Origin of the sequence: Polaromonas eurypsychrophila (genome assembly GCF_014641715.1) — a bacterium.
Taxonomy (GTDB): Bacteria; Pseudomonadota; Gammaproteobacteria; order Burkholderiales; family Burkholderiaceae_C; genus Polaromonas; species Polaromonas eurypsychrophila.
This window is the reverse complement of the sequence record NZ_BMIG01000007.1, coordinates 22983-42372: the sequence shown is the minus strand read 5'-3', so window position 1 is coordinate 42372 and position 19390 is coordinate 22983. Positions and strand designations below refer to the sequence as shown.

Sequence of the window (19390 nt, the reverse complement as noted above, 5' to 3'; positions counted from 1 at the left end):
TGAATCGCACCACAGGAGAATGCCTCATGTCCGACTCCACGCCACCGCAAGCACCGCACCATGTACAGACGGATCTCTCGGACCGCTTCGCCTGGCGCACCACCCGCTTGCTGCGTTTCCTGGCGGACACCTTTTTTGCCGGACGTTACGGCAACCGCGCCGTGGTGCTGGAAACCGTGGCTGCGGTGCCGGGCATGGTCGGCGGGGCGCTGATCCACCTGAAGTCCTTGCGCAGCATGAAAAACGACGAGGGCTGGATACGTCAGTTGCTTGACGAAGCCGAAAACGAACGCATGCACCTGATGACCTTTGTGCACATCGCCAAACCGAGCCGGCTGGAACGCTGGATGATCATGCTGGCGCAGGGCATCTTCTACAACCTGTTTTTCCTGCTCTACCTGGTGTCCTCCCGCACCGCGCACCGACTCGTCGGCTACTTCGAGGAAGAAGCGGTCTACAGCTACACCGAATACCTGGCGGGCATTGACAGCGGGCAGTACGAGAATGTGCCCGCGCCGCAAATCGCGATTGACTACTGGAAGCTGGCACCTGACGCGCGCCTGCGCGACGTGATCCTGGTCGTGCGCGACGATGAAGCCGGCCACCGCGACCTCAACCACGCGTTTGCCGACCAGCTCAGCGCCGAAACCAAGGCCGCTTAGGGCGTTGCCGCAGGCTCTTTCCAGCCGCCACCCAGGGTCTTGTACAAGGTGACCTGGTTTTGCAGTTGCAGCAGCCGGGTTTGCACCACGGCCTGCTGCGCGGCGAACAGCGAGCGCTGGGCGTCGAGCAAGTCAAGCTGGTTGGCAATGCCGTTCTGGTATCGCAGGTCCGACAACTTGAAACGCGTGGTTTCTGCCGTTGTCTGCGCTTGCTGGGCGCGAAGTTGCTCACCCAGCGTGGCGCGGCCCGCCAGGGCATCGGCCACTTCACGGAAAGCGGTCTGGATGGCTTTTTCGTACTGCGCCACAGCCAGGTCGCGGTTGACATTGGCAGAATCGAGCCCGGCGCGGTTGCGGCCCGCGTCGAACAGCGGCAAGAACAATTGCGGCGCCAGCGTCCAGCCGTAGGTTCCACTTTCGAAAAGGCCCGACAAGTGGGTACTGACGCTGCCAGCCGACGCCGTCAGTGAAATCCGCGGAAAAAATGCGGCGCGCGCGGCGCCGATGTTGGCGTTGGCGGCCAGCAGTTGCTGTTCGGCTTGGCGGATGTCGGGCCGTTTGGTCAGCAAGTCCGAGGGCAGACCGGCGGGCACGTCCACCATGACCGGCGCATCGGCCAGCGCTTGGCCACGTGGCAAGGCGGTTGCCAGTTCTCCGCTCAAGGGCTGGCCCACCAGCAAGGTCAGCAGATTCTCGCCCTGCGCGCGCTGGCGCTGCAGTTGCGCCCGGCTGACACGGGCGGCTTCCGCCAGCGACTCGGCCTGGCGCAAGTCGAGCTCGGAAGTGATGCCATTGTCAAAGCGCAGCTGGCTGAGCTTGAAAGACTCCTCGCGTGTTGCAAGCGTCTGCTCGGTAATGCCCAGCAACTCCTCATCGGCCAGCAGGCTCAGCCAGGTGTTGGCAACGGTGGCGATCAGGCTGATCTGCGTGGTCTTGCGCCCTTCTTCGGTCGCCAGGTACTGCGCCAGCGCGGCGTCCTTGAGGCTGGCGACGCGACCGAAGAAATCAATCTCGTACGAGGTCATGGCCAGTCCCGCGGTGTAGACGCTGGAAATATTTCCGCCGGCGGCGGGCTGCCGCGTACCGGTCGCCGCAGCGCCAACCGTCGGGAACTGGTCGGCCCGCCGGATCTGGAACTGGGCGCGGGCCTGCTCGATGTTGAGCACCGCGATGCGCAGGTCGCGGTTGTTACGCAGTGCCGCGTCGATCAGCAGACGCATCTTGGCGTCGCTGAAAAAACTCTGCCATTCGATGTCGGCAGCGGCGACAGACTGCACCGAGGCCGAGGCGACCGGCGGCGCGGACGCGAGCGACCTTGACAGCCGCAGGCCCGGCCAGTCAGTTGCAATCGGCGCGTCGGGCCGCTCATAGTTGGGCGCCATGGAGCAGCCGGCAGCCAGAGCCGCCGCCAAAGTCCCCGCCAGAGCGGTCTTACGCATTGTTTTTCCCTTCAAGGCTTTCATCGCCGTCGATTCCCGCCGCATGGGCATGTGCTGCATACATTTTTTTCTGCCGCTCGCTGCTCTTGAACAAACCGCGCACCACGACAAAAAATACCGGCACAAAGATCACCGCCAGCGCCGTCCCGGTGATCATGCCGCCGATCACGCCGGTGCCGATGGCGCGCTGGCTGGCCGAGCCCGCGCCAGTGGCAATCGCCAGCGGCAGCACGCCCATCATGAAAGCCAGCGACGTCATCACGATAGGACGGAACCGCAGGTGGGCCGCTGCCAATGCCGATTCAATCGCGCTTTTGCCCTGGGCTTCCAGGTCCTTGGCAAACTCGATGATCAGGATCGCATTTTTTGCTGACAGGCCAATGATGGTGATCAGTCCCACCTGGAAGTACACGTCGTTGGAATACCCGCGCAGCAGCGTCGCCAGCAACACGCCGAGCACGCCCAGCGGAACCACAAGAATTACCGCCAGCGGGATGGTCCAGCTTTCGTACAGCGCCGCCAGGCAGAGGAAAACGGCCAGGATCGCAAAGCCGTAGAGGATCAGGGCCTGTGAGCCGGCCAGTTTTTCCTCGCGCGACTGGCCGGTCCATTCGAAACCAAATCCCGCCGGCAACCTGGTCGCCAGATTTTCCATCTCGGCCATGGCTGCACCAGAGCTGTAGCCGGGCGCGGCCGAGCCTGAAATCCGCATTGCGGGGTAGCCGTTGTAACGGATGGTCTGCTGGGCGCCGGTGACCCAGCGGGTGGACGCAAAAGCCGACATCGGCACCGGCCGACCCTGGCTGTTGCTCGCGTTGAGCCGCAATAAATCATCGGGCTGCATGCGCGCGGGTGCGTCGGCCTGGACCACCACACGCTGTAGCCGTCCCTGATTGGGGAAGTCGTTCACGTAACTTGAGCCAAGCGCTGTCGACAACGTAGCGTTGATCGAGTCAAAGGAAACGCCGAGCGCATTGGCCTTGTCGCGGTCGATGTCGATCTGCAATTGCGGCCCATCCTCCAGGCCGTCCGGACGCACCTGGGCCAGCACCGGGCTTTTGGCAGCCATGCCCAGCATCTGGTTACGCGCGGCGAGCAGCGCGTCATGACCAGCGCCACCACGATCTTGCAGACGGAAGGTGAAGCCACTGGCAGAACCGAGTTCGGGAATCGGCGGCGGGCTCAACGGGAAGATGAAGGCATCGCGTATGCCCGAGAGCGCACCGAAAGCCCGACCCGCCAGTTCCGCAGCCGACTGGCCGGGGCCTTCACGCTCGGACCAGTCCTTGAGCGTCACGAAGGCAAGTGCCGCATTCTGGCCCTGGCCCGAAAAGCTGAAGCCCAGCACACCCACCATGCTTTGCACCTCGGGCTGCTTGAGGATGTAAGCCTCGACCTGCTGCATCACTGCCAGCGTTCGCTCCTGCGTCGCGCCAGGCGGCAACTGCACGTTCACCAAAATATTGCCCTGGTCCTCACCCGGCAGGAAAGACGTGGGCAAACGCATGTAGACCACGGCCACCACACCAATGATCGCAACGTAAATCACCAGGTAACGTGCCGCGCGTTTGAGTATGCGGGCAACCACACTTTCATAAGCCTTCGCGGTGCGCGAGAAGCCGCGGTTGAACCAGCCAAAAAAGTCGCGCTTTTCGTGGTGATGCCCGGCCTCGACCGGCTTGAGCAATGTTGCGCACAAAGCCGGCGTTAGCGACAGCGCCATGAAGGCCGAAAAGCCGATGGACGCCACCATCACTGCCGAGAACTGGCGGTAGATGTTGCCGGTGGAGCCGGCAAAAAAGGCCAGCGGCACAAACACCGAGATCAGCACCACCGTCACACCGATGATGGCGCCCGAGATCTGCTTCATGGCCTTGCGTGTGGCCTCCAGTGGCGGCAGGCCTTCCTCGCTCATGATGCGCTCGACGTTTTCGACCACCACGATCGCATCATCAACCACGATGCCGATCACCAGCACCATGCCGAACATGGTGAGCACGTTGATCGAAAAACCCAGGGCCAGGAGGGTGCCGAAGGTGCCCAGCAGCGCGATCGGCACGACGATGGTCGGAATCACGGTATAGCGCCAGTTCTGCAGGAACAGGAACATCACCAGGAACACCAGCGCCACGGCTTCCAGCAGCGTCACCGCAACCTGTGAGATGGATATCTGCACAAAACGCGAGCTGTCATAGGGAATCGACCAACTCACGCCCTGCGGAAAATAACGCTCCAACTCGGCCATCTTCTGGCGCACGGCCTTGGCCGAGGCCAGCGCGTTGCCGCTGGGTGACAGCTGAACGCCGATACCGACGGCCGGCTGGCCGTTGAGGCGCGCCGACGTTGCATAGGTCTGGCCGCCGAGTTCCATGCGGGCCACGTCCTTGAGCCGCACGGTGGAGCCGTCGGTGTTGGCACGCAACACGATGTTGCCGAACTGTTCAACATTGGCAAGCTGGCCGTTGACCACCACTGTCGCTGCTATGCCCTGGCCGCCAACATTGGGCAGGTCGCCAATGGTGCCGGAGGCGACCTGCGCGTTCTGCGAGCGGATGGCGGTGGTGACATCGGCCGAGGACAGGTTGAAACCCGCCAGCTTGGCCGGGTCGATCCAGACACGCATCGCGCGCTCGGAGCCGAACAACTGGGCCTGACCGATGCCGGGCAGACGCTGCAGCTCAGGCACCACCGTGCGGGACGCGTAGTCACCGAGCGCAATCGGATCAATCGCCGGGTTGCTCGACGACAGCATGGTGAACAGCAGGAAATTGGAGCGCGACTTGTCCACGCGCACGCCCTGTTGCGTCACGGCCTGCGGCAGACGCGGCGAGGCGCGAGAGAGGCGGTTCTGCACGTCCACCTGCGCCAGGTCGGCGTTGGTGCCGGGCTGAAAACTGATGGTGATGCTGCCGGTACCGTTGGCCTGCGCCACCGACTCCATGTAAATCAGGCCTGGCGAGCCGTTCATCTCGCGCTCAATCACTGACAACACGCTGTCTTCCAGCGTCTGGGCCGAGGCGCCCGGATAGGCAACGTTGATGACGATGGCAGGTGGTGCCACCGGCGGGTATTGGGAGATGGGCAACCGCGTGATCGCCACGCCACCCATCACGATGATGAACAGCGCAATCACCCAGGCAAAGATCGGCCGATCAATAAAAAACTTGGCCATGCAGCAGCTCCTTATTTCGCGGCCGACGAGGCGGCAGCGGCAGGCGCGGAGGCAGAAGCCGCAGGGGCGGAAGCTGCGCCGGCAGGCCGGGCAGCGACCGGCTGCCAGGGCACCGGCTTGACCGTCGCGCCGGGCTGCAATTTCTGGAAGCCGTCCACCATGACTTTTTCGCCGGTTTTAAGGCCTTCGAGCACCACCCACTGGTTACCCTTGGCTGAGCCTATCCTGATGGTTCGCGGGTTGACCTTGTTGTCGTCACCGACCACCATCACCGTATCGCCCTGGGCGGTGCGCGTGACCGCCTGCTGCGGCAAGGTGATGGCATTGGTGGCCTGGGCCTGCTCCAGCCGAACGCGCACATACAGCCCCGGCAACAAGTCGCCGCCGGGGTTGGGCACTTCGGCGCGCAGCGTGATCTGGCCGGTGGTGGCATCGACCGTCAGGTCGGAAAACAACAAGCGGCCGGGTTTGGCATATTCACTGCCGTCTTCCAGCACGATGCGCACGCTGGCTGCCCGGCCGCCACCAGCACGTTTGAACTGACCACTTTCCAGGCCATTGCGCAGCTTCATCACTTCCGATGCGGACTGCGTGAAATTGACATACATCGGATTGATTTGCTGGATCACCGCCAGTTGGGTCGCGTCGCCCTGCCCGACCAATGCGCCTTCGGTGACCAGCGCGCGACCGATACGTCCCGAAATCGGCGCGGTGACCGCGGCATAACCAAGGTTGATGCTGGCGGTCTGCACGTTCGCCCGGCCGACGGCCACATCGGCCTCGGCCTGCTTTTGCGCCGCCACCGCGTTGGCATATTCCTGCTTGCTGACCGCATTGGCCTGCACCAGCGTCTTGTAGCGCTCGGCCAGCCCTGTGGCCTGGGCCAGATTGGCTTCCGCACGCGCCTGGCCAGCCTTGGCGCTCGCTACTTGGGCCGCGTAAGGCGCAGAGTCAATCGTGAACAAGGGCTGGCCGGCCTTGACGTCGCCGCCCTCACGGAACAACCTCTTTTGCAAAATGCCCGCCGCCCGCGCCCTGACCTGTGCCACGCGAGAGGCCTCCAGCCGGCCAGGCAGTTCAGTGACGAGTGCCACATCACCCTGGCTGACCGTCACCACGCCGACCTCGGCCGGTGGCCGCGTTGCGCCGGCCCCCGATCCATTGCCATTGGCGCCTTTGCCACAAGCTGCAACGAACACTGTCAGCAGCGCAACCATCAGGAGTTGCAGGCGGAGGGACTTTTTTTGCAGTAGTTCAGAAGGTAAAAAAGGCTGAATCAGGCTCGACGTAGGCATGCTGCTTCCTTGAGTGTGGCTGTGCAGGAACGAAGAGAATCTCTGGAAGCTGTTCAGGAGAGAAAGCTTACCCAGAACCAAGGGTTTTCGCGGATAAAGGATTTTACATACATTTATGAATGTATATTTAAACCCTTGGAAAATTAAATCGCAGGAGGCAAAGTTTGGCTCGCCGCACAAAAGAAGACGCACTGGCTACCCGCCACAGCTTGCTGGATGCGGCAGAACTGCTGTTTCAGGCGCAAGGTGTTTCCCGCACGTCGCTAAATGACATCGCCAAACTGGCGGGCACCAGCAGGGGCGCCATTTATTGGCATTTCAAAGACAAGGCCGACCTCTTCAACGCCATGATGGAAAGGGTTACGCTGCCTTTGGAGCAGTCGTTTCAGGACCTGGGGCGCGACGGCAACATCGATCCGCTGTCTCAACTCTGCCTGGGCATGCGCGAGGCGCTGGTCCGGATTGCCAACGACCCGCAGACGCGGCGTGTGCTGGAGGTGGCCACCCAGAAAGTTGAATATGTGGATGAGCTTCAGGCCGTGCGCGCGCGCCATCTGGCCGTGCGCCGTGACTTTCTGGCAAAGGTGGCGCATGGTTTGAGCGCAGCGGCCAGGCACCGGTCGGTGACGCTGGCAGCACCAGCCGCCACCTGCGCCGGAGGCTTGCATGCCATCATCGACGGCCTGATTCAGAACTGGCTGCTGGACAGCGAAGCCTTCGACCTGGTCGTCGTGGGCCAGGACGTGATGGAAATTTATCTCTGCGGGCTGGGTCTGAAGCGGGGGAAATAAATCCGGGCCATAACCCGGCGTAACGCTAGTGCAAATGGCGGGGCTTGCGCCCGCCGCCACCGTGCCCGGAGCCGCCCTGGGAGCCGCCCAAGCCACGCGGAGGTCGGCCCAGTTGCATGGAGTTGACCAGGGTCTCAAAGCGCTGTTCGAACAACTTGTCCACCGCCGCCACCACGTCACCGAGTTCCGTGGCATCGAAATGCCGCTCCATCAGTCCGATCATGTCCTGCACCAGCAAGTCGCGCTGGACCTGCATGATGGCGGCCGGCGTGGGGCCGACAAAATACATCGCAAAGTCGTCCCTGGCTTCTTCGCCGTCGCGCTCTTCATCTTCGTCAAAATCGGCATCGTAAAACGTGACTTCAATCGGTGCGCCACTGACGGCCATCTCGTTGAGGGCCATGCAGACTTCGTCAAGCACCTGCCGGAAGTCCTCGTCGCCCGGAACCGTCCAGCACAGCTGCAGCAAATGCTGTTGGGCATCAAAACGTATGCCAGGCTCTTCCTCATACACGCTGGTCGCGCCGTCCGCCAGCGACTTGGCGCCTGCATAAGCCCACAGTGGTTTCAGCGCATCCTGCAACTGCTCAAAACCAATGTCGTCACGCAAGGGCACTTCGCCGTGAACGTGAATTTCAAAAGGAGGGGTGTTGTAACGGGCCATGGAATCTATCTTAACCAGTTGCAGCCTGAAATAAACATGACCACGGAGGAGGAGAAATTGCAGCGCCAAGGGCTTGCAATGCATCGGAAAACTGTCATGTGGTGCCCGGGACCGGAATCGAACCGGTACGCCCCTTATGCAGGAAAGCGGCGGATTTTAAGTCCGATGTGTCTACCAATTTCACCACCCGGGCAGGGTTCTTATTGTGAAACAAAAAAGCCCCATCGCAGGGGCTGGCAAAAAAAACCTGGGTGGAGGCGCGGCCCGGAGTCGAACCGGGCTAGCCGGATTTGCAATCCGGTACATAACCGCTTTGTTACCGCGCCTTGATCTGTCGGGCTCAATAAACCAATTCTACTAACAGCAACAACCCAAAGAAAAAGGACAGCATTTTAACGTGCTGCCCTTTTGAATTGGAGCGGGAGAAGAGTCTCGAACTCTCGACCTCAACCTTGGCAAGGTTGCGCTCTACCAACTGAGCTACTCCCGCGATTACAGCCTCAAATTATAGCGCATTTTTTTGCGCCATGCGAAGAGGATGAAAAAATTTGCTCAATGCGTGATGCTGCCCGCCGCTCCCACAGCAGGCACTGCCGCAGCAGCGGCCGCCACGGCCACCTCTTCCTCAGTCAAGGGCACGGGCTGGCGCACCAGCGCGATCTGCAGCACCTGGTCAATCCACTTGACCGGCACAATCTCAAGACCATTTTTCACGTTCTCGGGAATCTCCTGCAGGTCCTTGGCGTTCTCTTCCGGAATGATCACAGTCTTGATGCCGCCGCGCAGCGCCGCCAGCAGTTTTTCCTTCAGGCCACCAATAGCCGTGACTTCGCCGCGCAAGGTGATCTCGCCGGTCATGGCAACATCGCCGCGCACCGGGATGCCGGTGATGGCCGACACAAAGGCCGTGGTCATCGCCGCACCCGCGCTCGGGCCGTCTTTGGGCGTCGCGCCATCAGGCACGTGGATGTGGATGTCGCGCTTTTCGAACATCTCGTCTTTGATACCAAGCAAGCGTGCGCGGCTGCGCACCACGGTGCGAGCGGCCTCCACGGATTCCTTCATCACGTCGCCGAGTGAACCGGTGCGTGTGATCACGCCCTTGCCCGGCATCATGGCCGCCTCGATGGTCAGCAGGTCGCCGCCGACTTCTGTCCAGGCCAGGCCCACCACCTGGCCGACCTGGTTGTGGTTCTCGGCACGTCCATAGTCAAACTTGCGCACACCCAGATAGTCATTGAGGTTGTCCGCAGTCACGATGACCTGGGGTTCCATCTTCTTGAGCTGGATACCTTTGACGACCTTGCGGCAGATCTTGGAGAGCTCGCGTTCCAGTGAGCGCACACCGGCTTCACGCGTGTAGTAACGCACGATGTCGCGAACCGCCTGCTCCTGAATCTCCAGCTCGCCGTCCTTGACGCCGTTGTTCTTCAGTTGCTTGGGCAGCAGGTAACGCATGGCGATGCTGGTTTTCTCGTCCTCGGTATAACCCGACAGGCGAATCACTTCCATGCGGTCCAGCAGCGCCGGCGGGATGTTCATCGAGTTCGAAGTTGCCACGAACATCACGTCGCTGAGGTCGAAGTCCACCTCGACATAGTGATCGCCAAAGGTGTGGTTCTGCTCGGGGTCCAGCACCTCCAGCAAGGCGCTGGAAGGATCGCCCCGGAAGTCCGTGCCCAGCTTGTCGATCTCGTCAAGCAGGAACAGCGGATTGCGCGTACCGGCCTTGGTCAGGCTTTGCAGCACCTTGCCCGGCAGGGCGCCGATGTAGGTACGACGGTGGCCGCGAATCTCAGCCTCGTCACGCATGCCACCGAGGGCCATGCGCACGTACTTGCGCCCCGTGGCCTTGGCGATCGACTGACCCAGCGACGTCTTGCCGACACCGGGAGGGCCAACCAGGCAAAGAATGGGCGCCTTGAGTTTGTCCACGCGCTGCTGCACCGCGAGGTATTCCACGATACGGTCCTTGACCTTCTCCAGCCCGTAGTGGTCTTCGTCGAGCACCGCTTCGGCATTGGCCAGGTCATGTTTGATCTTGGTTTTCTTGCTCCATGGCAGGCCCGTCAGCACGTCGATGTAGGTGCGAACCACCGTCGCCTCAGCCGACATCGGCGACATGAGCTTGAGTTTTTTCAGTTCGCTCTCTGCCTTTTTGCGGGCTTCCTGCGGCATCTTGGCGGCTTTGATCTTTTTCTCGATCTCCTCGATGTCGGCACCCTCTTCGCCTTCACCGAGTTCCTTCTGGATCGCCTTGACCTGCTCGTTCAGGTAGAAGTCGCGTTGATTCTTTTCCATCTGGCGCTTGACGCGGCCACGGATTTTTTTGTCGACATTCAGGATGTCGACCTCGCGCTCAAGCTGCTCGTAGAGATTTTCGAGCCGGGCCTTGACCGGGTCCAGGGCCAGAATGACCTGTTTCGCATCCAGCTTGAGTGGAAGATGCGCGGCGATGGTGTCGGCCAGGCGGCCGGCATCGTCGATGCTGGAGATTGAGGTCAGTATCTCGGGCGGTATCTTTTTGTTCAGTTTGACGTAGTGGTCGAACTGCTGCATCACCGCGCGGCGCAATGCTTCGACTTCGCTGGTCTTGTCGCCGGGCAGGGCAACTTCCGGCTCAACCGGCGTCACATTGGCGCTGAAGTGAAGCTCGCCTTCTTCAATCTTGTTGACCTTGGCGCGCTGCTGGCCTTCGACCAGCACCTTGACCGTGCCATCGGGCAGCTTGAGCATCTGCAGGATGGTCGCCACACAACCGACCTCGAACATGTCCTCGACCGAAGGCTCGTCCTTGGCCGCGGTTTTCTGGGCAACCAGCATGATGCGGCGCTCGGCCTCCATCGCCGATTCGAGGGCCTTGATGCTTTTGGGCCGGCCCACAAACAGCGGAATCACCATGTGCGGAAACACCACCACATCGCGAAGCGGAAGCAGCGGCAGGTCAATCGGGCTGGAGGGCAGTGTGTTTTGTGCGGACATAGAACCTTAAAGGTAAGCCTTGAACGAAAGCCCTGGCATCGTGACGGGTATCAGGCTTTCATGGTTCGGCAACAGCAATAGCCTCGAACTTGGGGGGCGCTGGCCGGTTTTCAAGCCGGCCTGTCGCTTCAGCACTAGTACTGCAAACCGGAAGTAGCGGAACAAAATGAAAGTGATGGATTCGCGCCCAAGGCAAGGCGCAAGCCGCAGCGAAGGCTGTGCGCCTTCGCAAGGGTTGCAACGCCGCCATGGGTGCGAAGACGCGCTTTCATGTTTCGATATTTTCGGATTGCAGTACTACGCCTGTTTGGCAGACTCTCGGTAAACCAGCAGCGGCGCCTTGTTTTCTTCGATGGTCGATTCGTCGACCACGACTTTTTCGACATTGCTGGTGTTGGGCAGATCAAACATGGTGTCGATCAGGGACTGCTCCAGGATGGAACGCAGACCGCGGGCGCCGGTCTTGCGCGCCAGCGCCTTGCGGGCAATCGCCTTGAGCGCGGAAGGACGAATCTCAAGGTCCACCCCTTCCATGGACAGCAGCTTGCTGAACTGCTTGACCACGGCGTTTTTCGGCTCGGTCAGAATCTGCACCAGCGCGTCTTCGGTCAGTTCGGCCAGCGTGGCGACCACCGGCATGCGGCCCACCAGTTCGGGGATCAGGCCGAACTTGATCAGGTCTTCCGGCTCCACGTCCTTGAAGGACTCGGTCAGGCTGCGCGACTTCTTGCTTTTGACGGCTGCGCCAAAACCGATGCCCGAAGCCTCCGTACGGTTTTCAATGACTTTTTCCAGACCCGAGAAGGCGCCGCCGCAGATGAACAGGATGTTGGTCGTGTCCACCTGCAGGAAATCCTGATTCGGGTGCTTGCGGCCGCCCTGGGGGGGAACCGAGGCCATCGTGCCCTCAATCAGCTTGAGCAGGGCCTGCTGCACGCCCTCGCCCGACACGTCACGTGTGATGGAAGGGTTGTCCGACTTGCGCGAAATCTTGTCAATTTCGTCGATGTACACAATGCCTTGCTGCGCGCGCTCAACTTCGTAGTTGCAGCTTTGCAGCAGCTTCTGGATGATGTTTTCGACGTCTTCACCGACGTAGCCGGCCTCCGTCAGCGTGGTGGCGTCGGCCATGACAAACGGCACATTGAGCGTACGCGCCAGGGTTTGGGCCAACAGTGTCTTGCCGGAGCCGGTCGGGCCGATCAGCAAAATATTGCTCTTGGTCAGCTCGACCTCGTCTTTTTTGGCCTTGTCCTTGTGGCGCAGGCGTTTGTAGTGGTTGTAGACCGCGACCGCCAGCGTGCGCTTGGCGGGTTCCTGGCCAATCACGTAGCCGTCCAGCGTGGTCTTGATTTCCAGCGGTGTCGGCAGGTCGCCGCGCGTTTCGCGCACATCTTCTCCGGCAGGCAACTCATCACGAATGATTTCGTTGCACAGATCGATGCATTCATCACAAATGAACACCGACGGCCCTGCGATCAGCTTTTTGACTTCATGCTGGCTTTTGCCGCAGAAGGAGCAGTACAGGGTTTTTTCGCTGGAAGAGCCTTTTTTTTCGGCCATTGATGGAGTGCCTTTGTAGGTCCCGAAAGGGATGGTAAGTCAATGATAACCAAATAAAAACGGCGTTCTCTGTTACAGAAAACGCCGTTGCCGTGCCGCAACTGACCTGTTTTGGCGAGGGAAGACTAAGGACGCTTGCTGATCACCTCGTCCACCACACCGTAGGCCTTGGCCTCGTCGGCAAACATGAAGTAATCACGCTCGGTATCGCGCTCGATTTTTTCGACGGTTTGGCCGGTGTTGTTGGCCAGGATGCGATTGAGCTGCTCGCGTGTCTTGAGGATGTCGCGGGCATGGATTTCAATGTCCGTAGCCTGCCCTTGGGCGCCGCCGGACGGCTGATGAATCATCACACGGGAGTTAGGCAGCGAAAAACGCTTGCCCTTGGCGCCTGCGGCCAGCAGGAAAGCACCCATGCTGGCGGCCATGCCGGTGCACAGCGTGGAGACGTCGGGCTTGATGAACTGCATGGTGTCGTAAATCGCCATGCCGGCGGTCACCGAACCGCCCGGCGAGTTGATGTAGAAAGAGATGTCCTTGTCAGGATTCTCGCTCTCGAGAAAGAGCAACTGCGCCACCACCAGGTTGGCGGTCTGGTCGTTGACCGGCCCCACAAGGAAAATCACGCGCTCCTTGAGCAAGCGCGAATAAATGTCATACGACCGCTCACCGCGGCCGGATTGCTCGATCACCATCGGCACCATGCCGAGGCCCTGAATTTCCCGTGCACTGCTGAAAATCATATGTTCTCCGATTTGTGAGGCTACTTTACCCAAAATAAATGGGGCTTGAAGCCGTAGCCGCAAGCCCCTGCATCAGAAATTTTGGCCGACAAACCGCAGCCGGACCGGCTGCCGGTCAGTTCTGCGCCATCAACTCGTCGAAGGCAACGGCTTTTTCAAGCACCTTGGCCTTGCCCATCACAAAGTCGGTGACATTATTTTCGATCACCACGGACTCGACTTCGGCCATGCGTTTTTCGTCGCCGAAATACCAGCGCACCACATCTTCAGGCTTCTCGTAGCTGGACGCCAGTTCCTGCACATGGGCCTTGATCTGCTCGCTGGTGGGGAACAGGTTGTTGGCGCGGGTCAGTTCGGCCACCACCAAGCCCAGGCGCACGCGCTTTTCGGCTTGCGGGCGGAAGATGTCGTCGGGAATCGGCGCCTTGTCGGCGTCCTTGATGCCACGTTGCTTGAGGTCGGCGCGGGCGCCTTCCACCATGCGCTCCAGCTCGGCCTGGACAATCGCTTGTGGAACATCCAGTTCGGAATTGGCCACCAATGCGTCCATCACGGCATTCTTGTTGCGGGCCAGCAAGCGGAACTTGACTTCACGCTCCAGGTTTTTCTTGATGTCGGCACGCAGGCCTTCGACGCTGGCGTCGGTTATGCCGAGCGACTTGGCCAGGGCCTCATTGACTTCGGGCAGGTGCGCGGCTTCGATTTTCTTGACCGTGACCATGAAGTCGGCCTGTTTGCCGGCCACGTCTTTGCCGTGGTAGTCAGCGGGAAAGTTCAGCGGGAAAGTCTTGCTTTCGCCGCTTTTCATGCCGCGCACAGCGTCTTCGAATTCCTTGAGCATCTGGCCTTCGCCGACCAGAAACTGGAAAGCCTCAGCCTTGCCGCCGGCAAAGGTTTCGCCGTCGATCTTGCCTTCGAAGTCGATGGTCGCGCGGTCACCGTCCTGGGCCGCCGCGTCCATGGCGCGCTGCGCAAAGGTGCGGCGCTGCTTGCGCAGGATGTCCACGGTCTTGTCAATCGCCTCCTCGCTGACTTCGGACGTCAGCTTTTCGACTTCGGCGTTGGCCAGGTCACCGATCTTGACTTCAGGATAGACCTCGAAGACCGCATCAAAAGCCAGCTCGCCCTCGGGCGCGCCTTCTTTTTCGCTGATGCGCGGCTGGCCAGCCACACGCAGCTTGGCTTCGTTGGCGGCCTGCGAGAACGCCTCGCCGACCTTGTCGTTCATGACTTCGTAATGCACTGAATAGCCGTAACGCTGGGCCACCACATTCATGGGGACCTTGCCGGGACGGAAACCGTCCATTTTGACAGTACGGGCCATGCGTTTGAGGCGTGAGTCAACTTCAGACTGGATGGCGCTGACCGGCAAGGTCAAGGTCATCTTGCGTTCCAGCTTTTCCAGGGTTTCAACAGTCACGGCCATGATCTACTCCTAATATCCAGAATATGTAAAAGACGGTCCGGCGCACGGCAACTCAAGGCTGTGCGGCAATCGTCCTGAAAATCTCAAATAGTGGTGCGCGGGGCGGGACTCGAACCCGCACAGTATTGCTACCGTCAGGACCTAAACCTGGTGCGTCTACCAATTTCGCCACCCGCGCGCCTGAAATAAAAACGGGAATCCTCAGCTTTTTAGGCTCGTGGACCCCCGCCTGAAATCGGTCAACTTTCTATTTTAGCCTGTATCGGTACCGTCCCCGCCTGCCGGTAAACCCGGCCCCCGGATTTACGCCGGCACCACACCGGGTGTTTCGCGTTTCACGCGAAACCATGCGGCATACATGGCCGGCAAGGCCAGCAGGGTCAGTACAGTAGCCACAATCAGGCCGCCCATGATGGCGACGGCCATCGGTCCCCAGAACACGCTGCGCGACAGCGGGATCATGGCCAGCACCGCAGCAGCAGCCGTCAGCACGATGGGGCGCAAGCGCCGCACCGCCGACTCGACAATCGCATCCCAAGCCGGGATGCCTGCCGCGCGGTCCTGCTCGATCTGGTCGATCAGGATCACGGAGTTGCGGATGATCATGCCGAACAGCGCCACGATGCCGAGGCCGGCAACAAAGCCCATCGGCCGATTCAGGATCAACAGCGCGCCCGCGACACCAGCGATACCCATGAAGCCCGTGGTGAAAGCGAGCATTGAACGGCTGAAGCTGTGCAGTTGCAGCATGAGCAAGGTCAAAATGATGAAGCCCGCTACCGGCAATTGCGCTCCGATCGCGCCTTGGCCCTTGGCGCTCTCTTCCACAGCGCCGGCAACCTCGATGCGGTAGCCGCTCATGCCATTTTTTTGCCACTCGGCCTCGATGGCTTTCAGCGCTGGCAGCAGCTCGTTGGTCACCGTCGCGCCCTGCAGACCCTCAACCACATCACTTTGAACCGTGATTGCGTAGTCGCGATTTTCGCGCCACATCACGCCCGGCTCCCAGGTGAACACCGGCTTGGCGATCTGCGTTAGCGGAATCGATTTTCCCGACGCCGTCGGCAGGTAGGCGTTGGCAATATCGGTGATGGCATTGCGTTCGTCCAGTGGCTGGCGCAGCACGATGTCGATCAGTTTGTCACCCTCGCGGAACTGGCCCACGGTGCTGCCCGCCAGGATGGTTTTGGACGCCTGTGCGATCGACTGGCTGGTGACGCCCAGTGCGCGCGCCTTGGACTGGTCCACTTCCAGGCGCAGCACCTTGACCGACTCGTTCCAGTTGTCGTTGACGCCACGCGTGTTGGGGCTCTCACGCATCGCGGCTTTCACCTCGTCCGCGCGGTCACGCAATACCAGCGGGTCGATGCCGACCACGCGAAACTGCACCGGGTAGGGCACGGGCGGGCCGTTGGGCAGCAGCTTGATGCGGCCACGCACCTCGGGGAATTCCTGGGCTAGCAGGGCCGGCAGCTTGATGCGCAGCGATTCGCGAACTTTCAGGTCTTTCGGCAACACAATGAACTGCGACACATTGCTCTGCGGAAACACCTGGTCCAGCGGCAGATAGAAACGCGGCACGCCCGAACCGACCCAGGTGCTGACAGAGCTGACGCCCTCTTCTTTCAGCAGGCGCTCTTCGACGCGCCTGGTCGTGAGTTCATTGGCGGCAAACGAGGTGCCTTCCGGGAACCAGATGTCGACCATGATTTCTGGCCGGCTGGAATCCGGAAAGAACTGCTGCTGCACCTTGCCCATGCCGACAATGCCGAGTGCAAAGACCAGTATCGTCGCGCCTATCGTGAGCCAGCGGTGCTCGACGCACCAGTTCACCGTTCGGCGAAATACCCGATAAAACGGTGTGTCAAAGTGCTCCTGGTGACCCGCCTCGACGCCTTCAGGCAGCGGCTTGGCCTTGAGCAACAAGGTGCCCAGGTAAGGCACAAAACACACCGACACCACCCAGCTCAGCACCAGCGCAATCACCGTCACCGCAAAAATCGCAAAGGTGTATTCGCCCACGGTTGACTTGGCCATCCCGATGGGCAGAAAGCCCACGGCGGTGATCAGCGTGCCGGTCAGCATCGGCATGGCGGTGATTTCGTAGGCAAAGGTCGCGGCGCGCACCTTGTCGTAGCCCTCTTCCATCTTGCGCACCATCATCTCGACCGCAATGATGGCGTCGTCCACCAGCAGGCCCAGCGCGATGATCAGCGAACCCAGCGATATCTTGTGCAGCCCGATGCCGAAATAACTCATGGCCAGAAAAGTCATTGCCAGCACCAGCGGAATCGTGATGCCGACCACCAGCCCCGGCCGCATGTCGATGTAATAACGCTTCCACAGCGGGTGCTGACCCGGCCGCCGGTGAAAACCCAGCGCAATAAAACTAACGGCCAGCACTATGGCCACGGCTTCGATCAGCACGCGCACAAATTCATTGACCGAGGTCGTCACGGCGGTCGGCTGGTCCTGAATCTGCACCAGCTCAATCCCTGCCGGCAGGGTGGTACTGATTTTGGCCGTGGTAGCCCTGAGCGCCTTGCCCAGCGCGATGATGTCACCGCCTTTGCCCATGGACACACCCAGCGCAATCACCTCCCGGCCCTGGTGCCGCACCTTGACGGCAGGCGGATCGACATAAGCACGTTTGATCTCGGCAATGTCGCCCAGGCGCATCTGGTTGCCCGAATTGCCGCGTATCGGCATGGCGCGCAACTGCTCAACCGCCTCAAACTGGCCGGCCACCCGCACCTGCACCACGTCCAGTGGCGTCTGGATGGCGCCAGCCGATTCCACGGCGTTTTGCTGGCCGAGTTGATTCAGCACCTGGCTGAAATCCAGCCCGAGCTGGGCCAGCCGTTTCTGCGAAATTTCGATGAACAGCTTTTCGTCCTGCACACCGAACTGCTCGACCTTGGCCACATCGGGCACACGCAGCAACTGCTGGCGCACATTGTCAGCAAAGGTCTTGAGCTCGGCATAACTGAAACCGTCGGCCTGCAGCGCGTAGATCACGCCATACACATCACCGAAGTCGTCGTTGAAGAACGGTCCCACCACCCCGCCCGGCAAGGTGCCGCGCATATCGCCTATTTTTTTGCGCACCGCGTACCAGACACCGGCCACGTCGGCGGCTTTTGATGAATCCTTGATCTGGAAGATGATCTGCGACTCACCGGGCTTGGAATAGCTGCGGATCTTGTCGGCATAAGGCACCTCCTGCAGCGTGCGTTCGAGTTTGTCGGTCACCTGCTCGGCGACCTGTTGCGCCGTGGCGCCCGGCCAGTACGTGCGAACCACCATCGCACGGAAGGTAAACGGCGGATCCTCGTCCTGGCCGAGCTGGAAGTAGGCGGCAAAACCCAGCAACATCAGCACCACCATCAGGTAACGTGTCAGCGCCGGATGGTCCAGCGCCCATTTGGACAGGTTGAAACTGTCTTTCGGTTGTTCCTGGTTCATGCCGTCCTCACTTCGCAGGCGCTGCAGCGGGTGCGGCAGCAGCGGACGCTATTGGATTGATAGCTGTCTGCGCAGGCGGAACGGGGGCTACAGCCACTTTTGGCTGATAAATCGTGACTTTCTGCCCGGGTGAAAGCACATGCACCCCGGCGCTGACCACCAGCATGCCGGGCTGCAGTCCGGCGGCGACCACCGCTTCGTTGCCGTCGGCTGTGGCGATCTGTATGGTTTGCGATTTCACCGTCATGCTCGCCTTGTCGAGCACCCAGACGGCGCTGGCCTTGCCGTCCTGCCGCAGCGCGCTGGTCGGCAGCTTGATGACCTGCACGCCGGCCGCGCCCAGGCCCTGCGGCTGCACATACACCGTGGCGCCCAGTACCGGCGGCTCTTTGGTGTCGAGGGCCACCTTGACCGGATAGGTGCGCGTGGCAGGGTCGGCACTGGCCGACACCTCGCGCACACGGCCGGTCAGCTCACCGGCCTGCGACCAGACACGCACCTTGACCGGCGTGCCGACCTTGATGGCGGCCACCTTGTCTTCAGGCACAGAAAACACCACGTCGCGCGGGCCGTCGGCCGCAATGCGCAGAACCGGCGTGCCGGCCGTGACCACTTGGCCGGCCTCGGCCTCGACCGCAGTCACCACCCCAGATACGTCAGCAACCAGTGACGCGTAATTGGCCTGGTTGCCCTGCACTGCCAGCTGCGCCTGCGCCTGCTCGAGCTGGGCCTGCGCGGCTTTCAGCGTGGTGTCGCGGCGCTCGAGTTCGGCGCCGCTGATGAAGTTCTGGTCCTTGAGTTCCTTGTAGCGCTTGTAGTCGGCAGCCGCCAGGTCGCGGTTGGTACTGGCGGCAGCCACCTGGGCCCGCGCGGCATCCGCAGCCAATTTGTAGTCCTGCGGGTCCAGTTGCGCCAGAACCTGGCCGGCTTTCACCTGTTGGCCGAGTTCGGCCTGGCGCCGGATGATTTTTCCGCCGACCCGGAATCCGAGCCGGGATTCGACCTGGGCTTTCACCTCCCCGGCAAACTCGTAATTCGCTGTGAAAGAATCGGTGCCCACCGTCATCACCTTGACCGCGCGCACCGGCTCCTCGGGCGGGGCAGGCTTGGAACAGGCGGCCAGAATCAGGGCGCTGCTGATGAGAACAAAGGCTGTTTTATGCATGATGTGGTGGGCAAAAGCGGTGG

Annotated in this window: 12 protein-coding genes and 4 tRNA genes; 2 read left to right on the top strand and 14 right to left on the bottom strand. The window is 61.0% G+C overall.

Annotated features, from left to right (window positions below):
- Positions 1-26: 26 nt before the first annotated feature.
- A complete protein-coding gene (locus tag IEX16_RS11075) occupies positions 27-662 on the top strand; it encodes an alternative oxidase (protein ID WP_188708546.1) in 636 nt (211 codons plus the stop codon).
- Here IEX16_RS11075 and IEX16_RS11070 read toward each other — a convergent pair.
- Genes IEX16_RS11070 through IEX16_RS11060 form a run of 3 tightly spaced genes read right to left on the bottom strand, consistent with a single transcriptional unit; the run spans position 659 to position 6490 of the window.
- A complete protein-coding gene (locus tag IEX16_RS11070; protein WP_188708545.1) occupies positions 659-2101 on the bottom strand; it encodes an efflux transporter outer membrane subunit in 1443 nt (480 codons plus the stop codon). The genes IEX16_RS11075 and IEX16_RS11070 overlap by 4 nt on opposite strands.
- Positions 2094-5273 (bottom strand): efflux RND transporter permease subunit, encoded by a 3180-nt coding sequence (locus tag IEX16_RS11065; protein WP_188708544.1) that lies wholly within the window; start codon positions 5271-5273, stop codon positions 2094-2096. Before IEX16_RS11065 ends, IEX16_RS11070 begins: the two co-directional genes overlap by 8 nt.
- Before the next feature lie 11 nt (positions 5274-5284).
- Positions 5285-6490: an efflux RND transporter periplasmic adaptor subunit gene (locus IEX16_RS11060; RefSeq protein WP_373288332.1), complete on the bottom strand. Its 1206-nt coding sequence runs from the start codon at positions 6488-6490 to the stop codon at positions 5285-5287.
- 242 nt (positions 6491-6732) lie between these two features.
- Here IEX16_RS11060 and IEX16_RS11055 point away from each other — a divergent pair, with 242 nt between their 5' ends.
- Positions 6733-7359, top strand: a complete 627-nt coding sequence (locus IEX16_RS11055) for a TetR family transcriptional regulator (protein ID WP_188708543.1) — start codon at positions 6733-6735, stop codon at positions 7357-7359.
- Between the two features lie 25 nt (positions 7360-7384).
- Here IEX16_RS11055 and IEX16_RS11050 read toward each other — a convergent pair whose 3' ends face one another.
- The 11 genes from IEX16_RS11050 to IEX16_RS11000 all read right to left on the bottom strand — a co-directional run bounded on the left by IEX16_RS11050 (position 7385) and on the right by IEX16_RS11000 (position 19367).
- Positions 7385-8023, bottom strand: coding sequence for a DUF6806 family protein (locus IEX16_RS11050; RefSeq protein ID WP_188708542.1), 639 nt, complete (start codon positions 8021-8023; stop codon positions 7385-7387).
- Between the two features lie 99 nt (positions 8024-8122).
- Positions 8123-8216, bottom strand: a tRNA-Leu gene (locus IEX16_RS11045).
- A gap of 59 nt (positions 8217-8275) precedes the next feature.
- Positions 8276-8349 (bottom strand) — tRNA-Cys (locus tag IEX16_RS11040).
- 88 nt (positions 8350-8437) lie between these two features.
- Positions 8438-8513: transfer RNA gene (locus IEX16_RS11035), tRNA-Gly, on the bottom strand.
- 62 nt (positions 8514-8575) lie between these two features.
- Positions 8576-11005, bottom strand: coding sequence for an endopeptidase La (lon, locus tag IEX16_RS11030; RefSeq protein WP_188708541.1), 2430 nt, complete (start codon positions 11003-11005; stop codon positions 8576-8578).
- 297 nt (positions 11006-11302) lie between these two features.
- Positions 11303-12568, bottom strand: a complete 1266-nt coding sequence (clpX, locus tag IEX16_RS11025; protein ID WP_188708540.1) for an ATP-dependent Clp protease ATP-binding subunit ClpX — start codon at positions 12566-12568, stop codon at positions 11303-11305.
- Positions 12569-12693: 125 nt separating this feature from the next.
- A complete protein-coding gene (clpP, locus tag IEX16_RS11020) occupies positions 12694-13311 on the bottom strand; it encodes an ATP-dependent Clp endopeptidase proteolytic subunit ClpP (protein ID WP_308421338.1) in 618 nt (205 codons plus the stop codon).
- Between the two features lie 115 nt (positions 13312-13426).
- Positions 13427-14737 carry a trigger factor gene (gene tig / locus IEX16_RS11015; protein WP_188708539.1) on the bottom strand — a complete coding sequence of 437 codons (1311 nt, stop codon included), beginning with the start codon at positions 14735-14737 and terminating at the stop codon, positions 13427-13429.
- A gap of 91 nt (positions 14738-14828) precedes the next feature.
- A tRNA-Leu gene (locus IEX16_RS11010) sits at positions 14829-14915 on the bottom strand.
- Positions 14916-15040: 125 nt separating this feature from the next.
- On the bottom strand, positions 15041-18202 hold the full coding sequence (locus tag IEX16_RS11005; RefSeq protein WP_188708538.1) for an efflux RND transporter permease subunit: 3162 nt from the start codon (positions 18200-18202) through the stop codon (positions 15041-15043).
- Positions 18203-18209: 7 nt separating this feature from the next.
- Complete coding sequence (locus IEX16_RS11000) at positions 18210-19367, bottom strand: efflux RND transporter periplasmic adaptor subunit (RefSeq protein WP_188708537.1); 1158 nt, start codon at positions 19365-19367, stop codon at positions 18210-18212.
- Between the last annotated feature and the right edge of the window lie 23 nt (positions 19368-19390).

Excerpts from the sequence above, each read along its gene's own strand:
- IEX16_RS11075 (WP_188708546.1), top strand. The coding sequence starts at position 27 with ATGTCCGACTCCACGCCACCGCAAGCACCGCACCATGTACAGACGGAT.
- IEX16_RS11070 (WP_188708545.1), bottom strand. The coding sequence starts at position 2,101 with ATGCGTAAGACCGCTCTGGCGGGGACTTTGGCGGCGGCTCTGGCTGCC.
- IEX16_RS11065 (WP_188708544.1), bottom strand. The coding sequence starts at position 5,273 with ATGGCCAAGTTTTTTATTGATCGGCCGATCTTTGCCTGGGTGATTGCG.
- IEX16_RS11060 (WP_373288332.1), bottom strand. The coding sequence starts at position 6,490 with ATGGTTGCGCTGCTGACAGTGTTCGTTGCAGCTTGTGGCAAAGGCGCC.
- IEX16_RS11050 (WP_188708542.1), bottom strand. The coding sequence starts at position 8,023 with ATGGCCCGTTACAACACCCCTCCTTTTGAAATTCACGTTCACGGCGAA.
- lon (WP_188708541.1), bottom strand. The coding sequence starts at position 11,005 with ATGTCCGCACAAAACACACTGCCCTCCAGCCCGATTGACCTGCCGCTG.
- clpX (WP_188708540.1), bottom strand. The coding sequence starts at position 12,568 with ATGGCCGAAAAAAAAGGCTCTTCCAGCGAAAAAACCCTGTACTGCTCC.
- clpP (WP_308421338.1), bottom strand. The coding sequence starts at position 13,311 with ATGATTTTCAGCAGTGCACGGGAAATTCAGGGCCTCGGCATGGTGCCG.
- tig (WP_188708539.1), bottom strand. The coding sequence starts at position 14,737 with ATGGCCGTGACTGTTGAAACCCTGGAAAAGCTGGAACGCAAGATGACC.
- IEX16_RS11005 (WP_188708538.1), bottom strand. The coding sequence starts at position 18,202 with ATGAACCAGGAACAACCGAAAGACAGTTTCAACCTGTCCAAATGGGCG.
- IEX16_RS11000 (WP_188708537.1), bottom strand. The coding sequence starts at position 19,367 with ATGCATAAAACAGCCTTTGTTCTCATCAGCAGCGCCCTGATTCTGGCC.